Origin of the sequence: Fulvivirga kasyanovii (assembly GCF_009711405.1) — a bacterium.
Classification (GTDB): domain Bacteria; phylum Bacteroidota; class Bacteroidia; order Cytophagales; family Cyclobacteriaceae; genus Fulvivirga; species Fulvivirga kasyanovii.
In genome coordinates this window covers 1-5,118 of sequence record NZ_SMLW01000309.1, presented here as the reverse complement: position 1 = coordinate 5,118, position 5,118 = coordinate 1, and the positions used below count along the sequence as shown (strand labels likewise).

Annotated in this window: 7 protein-coding genes; 5 read left to right on the top strand and 2 right to left on the bottom strand. The window is 38.8% G+C overall.

What is annotated here, in order from left to right; translation table 11 throughout:
- The 4 genes from E1163_RS30345 to E1163_RS02565 all read left to right on the top strand — a co-directional run.
- Nucleotides 1-410, top strand: a 410-nt coding sequence (locus E1163_RS30345) for a hypothetical protein (protein ID WP_185155934.1), incomplete at its 5' end; no start/stop codon positions are given.
- Between the two features lie 75 nt (nucleotides 411-485).
- A complete protein-coding gene (locus E1163_RS02575; protein ID WP_155169153.1) occupies nucleotides 486-1,436 on the top strand; it encodes an SMI1/KNR4 family protein in 951 nt (316 codons plus the stop codon).
- A gap of 69 nt (nucleotides 1,437-1,505) precedes the next feature.
- Complete coding sequence (locus tag E1163_RS02570; RefSeq protein WP_155169151.1) at nucleotides 1,506-2,318, top strand: AraC family transcriptional regulator; 813 nt, start codon at nucleotides 1,506-1,508, stop codon at nucleotides 2,316-2,318.
- A gap of 84 nt (nucleotides 2,319-2,402) precedes the next feature.
- On the top strand, nucleotides 2,403-2,900 hold the full coding sequence (locus E1163_RS02565) for a VOC family protein (RefSeq protein ID WP_246223475.1): 498 nt from the start codon (nucleotides 2,403-2,405) through the stop codon (nucleotides 2,898-2,900).
- 676 nt (nucleotides 2,901-3,576) lie between these two features.
- On the opposite strand, the gene E1163_RS02560 is transcribed toward E1163_RS02565, so the two are convergent.
- Nucleotides 3,577-4,053, bottom strand: coding sequence for a ferritin-like domain-containing protein (locus E1163_RS02560; protein WP_155169149.1), 477 nt, complete (start codon nucleotides 4,051-4,053; stop codon nucleotides 3,577-3,579).
- A gap of 280 nt (nucleotides 4,054-4,333) precedes the next feature.
- The gene (locus tag E1163_RS02555; protein WP_155169147.1) at nucleotides 4,334-4,615 is read right to left on the bottom strand and encodes a hypothetical protein; all 282 of its coding nucleotides are present in this window, start codon (nucleotides 4,613-4,615) and stop codon (nucleotides 4,334-4,336) included.
- A 267-nt stretch (nucleotides 4,616-4,882) separates the two neighbouring features.
- Between E1163_RS02555 and E1163_RS30910 the strand changes: the two genes are divergently transcribed.
- On the top strand, nucleotides 4,883-5,118 hold a 236-nt coding region (locus E1163_RS30910), incomplete at its 3' end, for a hypothetical protein (RefSeq protein ID WP_221417916.1).

Sequence of the window (5,118 nt, the reverse complement as noted above, 5' to 3'; positions counted from 1 at the left end):
CACTTACAGATAAACCACTAAACGCTTATTCAATTGTCGACAATGATATCAAAATAGAAAAGGTTGATGAAGAACAGCTTAAATATTTCTACAATGGAAATGCTGTCTTGAGCAGTTGGACATGGGAAACATTTGATTTAATAGGAAGTGATTGGTCTGGTAATTTCTGGTGGCTTGATACAGATGTCCAAAGTAATGGTACTTTTAGAAGACCTTCTATTCCTGATGAAATAAGGGTGCATCTGCCTGATCCGCTAGACTTCAGACTTACATCTGTTTCATTTGAAAGATTTTCTTTCCTCAAATCATATGAAGAATATGTTTTATATAATGCATATAATAAATCTTACCCTGACAGCTACAATTGGAATAGTGAAGTGCTGACTAATTATGAAGGTTTGGGAGATTAATTTAATGTTTTAAAAGGTGTATCTGATTGAAAGTGGGGCTACATTACAGATAAAGGAACATTTTAAAAAATAACAATGAAACAATTTGATTTCAATGACTTCTGGGAAGATAGTGATTACGCAAGGAAGGAGTATATCGGTGAGTTTCCGTCTGATGAACTGATAGGTTCTGTAGAAGAGGAATTGGGCTATAAGCTTCCGGCCTTTTATGTTGAAATGATGAAACTTCAAAATGGAGGCTTTCCCAAAAACACCTGTTTCCCAACCAAAGAATCAACTTCATGGGCAAGTGATCATGTGGAAATAACAGGAATATTAGGGATTGGGAGAGACAAAACTTACTCATTATGTGGTGGGCTGGGTAGCCAGTTTATGATTGATGAATGGGGGTATCCTGATATAGGTATTTGTATTTGTGATTGCCCTTCGGCCGGACATGATATGATCATGCTTGACTATAGAAAAAATGGTAAGGATGGTGAACCCGAAGTAGTTCATGTCGACCAGGAATCAGATTACCGGATTACCTTTCTTGCTGAAAATTTTGAGACCTTTATTAAAGGATTGGTCCATGCTGATGTGTATGATACCTCCGAAGAGGATCTAAAAGAAACACTGGAGGAATTGAAAACAGGGAGCTATTCGGACCTGTTGAAGGAGTTACTTCAAAATGAAGACGGACTGGACAGGCAATTGAGGAACCTGTTGATAAAGCTGACAGAAAAGAAGGGGTATTTTGCACTTCATGCGGATGAATTGTCCCATTTAGTATATGATGTACAGTTTTATCTTTATTCAAAGCACAAAAAGGTCTCATCTAAAGAGGAATATCTTAAAGAATACCCTCAAATGATTGCATTTGGGAATAATGAAATAACCACTAACGGCTACGCCCCGGGTTTTGTGGAAGATTGGATGAACCTTAGAATGGAGAATCAGGAGATAAAGAAAAAATTACTCGGAGGACTTACCTTTGAAAAGGCGTATGAGGAGAAGGTTATTAACGAATTAAAAAGGTATGATTAAAGAGAATTCTGAGTGATCTGATGATCTCGAACCATTAGATCACTTGCCTCTCAAATAAAATAGTAAGCCATGAATTACCAAACCTTTCAGCCTCATCCCGACTTAGAGTCTCTCATTAGCTGTTACTGGACATTGGAAGTACCTGCTGATACTGAAGCACAAAGGCAGCGCATTGTGCCTGATGGTTGTATTGAAATGGCATTTATACTTGGAGACGACATAAAACGGTATACAGTAGGGGATGAGTTCATCCTGCAACCCCGGGCGATGGTACTTGGACAAACGATGGAGCCGTTTTACATAGAACCCACAGGGTATGTCGACACTTTTGCAGTTCGTTTTTACCCTTATGGTTTTGCCAACTTTGTAACTACTCCCATTAAGACATTGGCCAATAAAGAAACCCCGATTGAATCATTGTTTGGGGAAAAGGCTAAAGCACTGGAACAAAGAATAATACAGGCAACTGACACCAGGCAGCGAATAGAAATTGTTGAAGGTTTTTTATTTGAAATGTTGAATGATCAGACGACCATCGACAATATAGTGAAAACAACTGTTGATACCCTATTCTCAACACGGGGCAGTGTCCCAATCAATTCTATTCTTAAAAGCGATCCTTCCAAAAGAAGACAACTGGAAAGAAAGTTTCTGCAACAGATCGGTATCAGTCCAAAGCAGCTAGGTAAAGTGATCCGGCTACAGGCGGCTTTAAAAATGCTGCTGGATAAAAAGGCACAAAAGCTTACCAGTGTTGCCTACGAAACTGAATATTACGACCAATCGCATTTTATAAAAGATTTCAGGGAGTTCACCGGCACCAGCCCAAAAGAACTGCTCGGAGATGAAAGCATGCTTCTCTCACGGCTTTTCTATAAATAACCTGTGGAATCTGCTGTCGCATTTTTACAATTTTCACCGTCAGCGGCAATTTACTTTTGTTTAATCAATCCAAAATAGAAGAGAATGAAAAGAACAAAGCACATTGCCATTGCAGCCATGCTGTCCTTTGCTTTTGCTACAGGCTTCAGTCAGAGTAAGCCTGCTAACGAAGCGCTAAAGGTGAATTTAACAGAAAGTCAAAAGATAAATGCCATGAACAGTTTTATTTCAATTTTCGAAATTCCGGCAACAGACATTTCACGCGCTATTGCATTTTATCAGGCCATTTTAGGTGTTCAGATCGAGAAGCTGGATATGCCGGAAATGCAAATGGGAATTTTTCCATATGAAGACCAAATGGTCACGGGGGTTATCGTCAAAGCGGAAGGGTATCAACCCTCGGCTGGTGGTGTAACCATTTACCTCAATGGCGGAGATGATCTTCAAACCATATTAGATAAGGTTGAAGAGAACGGAGGGAAGGTAATCATGCCTAAAACGCCCCACGCTGATGATAGCGGATATTTTGCCCTGTTCCATGACTCGGAAGGGAACAGAATGGGTTTGCATTCTATAAATTAAGCTATTAGCAAAAAGGTAGCTAATGAGCCAAACAGCGGCTTTACTAAGCTTCCGAAAGTTTGGTAAAGCTGACTGTTCAGCAGCACTGACAGTCGCAACCTTCAAACTCAAGAAATTCCGCCCGTGGCAGCCTTCGTTCCCTGATGAAAAGGTCGTTTTAAGAATGTCATGGGTATTAGTTTTTTGAATCTTCCTGATTATTCTTCGTGCCAGATCAACCTTAAGTCTATGGTATCCCCGGGGAATAGGTTGTATTAATAATGGATGCTGACCATCGAACTTCTGTTGTCTGTAGCTCCTCATTGACATTTTATATTTTGAAAAAAAGCCTGTCAAAGCAATCGGGTTGAGTCTTTGACCCCTAGCCCTGTTTAAAAACAGCCAAGGCCTCATTGGTGGCCTTCATTGTCTGTTGCTCGATCTTGTGCCAAACATAACAACCACTAATCCAGAGGTAAAAGATAGTGGGTTTTCTATAAAACAGTCTACATTTTTTGTTCGCTTCTTCCCCTATAAATATCTTTTTTATTGAAAATCAAAAGCACAATGCCTTTTTTGGAAGAAGAGTAGGAATTCCCAGGCAAGGATTCTATATATTGATTTGTATATTTCTGTCAATAAGTATTATTAACTCCTTAGCCTGACAACTAGGGTCTGGGACAATCACGGAGTCTCTCTAAGGAACAGATGTCTGCTGATTGCGCATATCGTCCTTTAGGTCATACTCTTTTTCCATTTCCCTGATCCGGTCGAATTTGTTATTGATCTCATCTCGCTGGAGGCGGATCTGTTTTTCAAGTGAAGCAGGGTATTTATTTTCTTTGACCACATCGTCATACGCCTCTACGGCATGCTTTTCCCCGCGCTCGCATTCTTTCAATACAGTTTTTGCATTAAACTTTTGCGGTGAAGTTCTCAGGTCCATCCAAACCCTGTGTAAATCAGCCTTGAAGTGGGTGCTGATTTCGTCCGGCTCTATGTTTATTTCCCTGGCAAGTGAGAGGGCATAGCTTTTTCTATCTTTGGCACACTGACTCAGGAATGTATTTAAAAGGTTATCATTCACATTGTCAGCGGCAGTTTTATAGCCTTCATGTGCATCAAGATTAATCTTTACAAGCTTTTTAATATTCTTTTCGAGATCCTTATTCATAGTAAAATCAGTTTTTCTTAATCAACTGAAAATTCCATACCAACGGCTACTAAATGATTAAAAAACCAAGTGATATGTATAAGGTTAAATACAATATATTACGGATGATTTGAGGTCAAATATAGAGGTATATTGCTGTAAATGAATGGGTTAATCAAAAAATAAAAATGCCCCAAACTAAATTAGCTCGGGGCATCTCTTTTTCCGTAGAAGTTATAGTGTTTTAAGCTTGGTTTTATTAGTGAACTAATAATGTGGAAATGCTACACATTTCCGTGAACTAGCGCTCTAATGCAGAATGCGTATACGGGGCTCTGGTGCTGTCAGGAAAGAGTTCGTCAAGCACCTCTTCAAGTTGTTTTTCGGAATAAATGAGTTCATCATTTTTCTTTCCGATTGTTTCACAAATCTGAAGAATGCAATTTTTCTGTTCCTGCGTCAGGTTTTCTGACTCTTCCGTAAATAATACCAGGGCTGTAAGCTTAGAGCGAAGATCATATGACTTCACTTTTAACCGTCTCGTATACCTTAATATGTTGTGGTATTCCTCGTTTAACTTCATAAAATTGGTTTTAGCTGGTTGGTTGCATATAATTTAACAAAATATTAGAGAAATAATGCCCGTTAGGGCGAATAATTTAAATCTTTTTTCGCCGGTCTAAGGTTCAGCGATTTAAAACATGCTAATATCCGTTTTCTCATTAACTGTTTGAACCCGTAAAAAGTTAATTTTGATTTAAAACATACGCTGTAAGATATTCTATACTTCTGCACAATTAGCTGTTAAATATTGTCTATTTTTATCAATAGGATATTTAACACTGAAACCGTGGAGAAGAAGCTAACTGAGATGTTGAAGAGTAAAGCCTCAGGCAGATATGAGTCCGGATTGCTTTTCAGGCCTGTTGACTGGCTCCGAATCCTGATATTGCATTCTAATTTGCAGAAGAACAGAATACCTTTTCCGGGGTCCTTAACCTTCCGATATATTACCGGCCTACATGCTTTTTATAGTAGAAAAGTCGCTAAGCATGAATTAATTGGTATACTTCTTCTAAAATATGT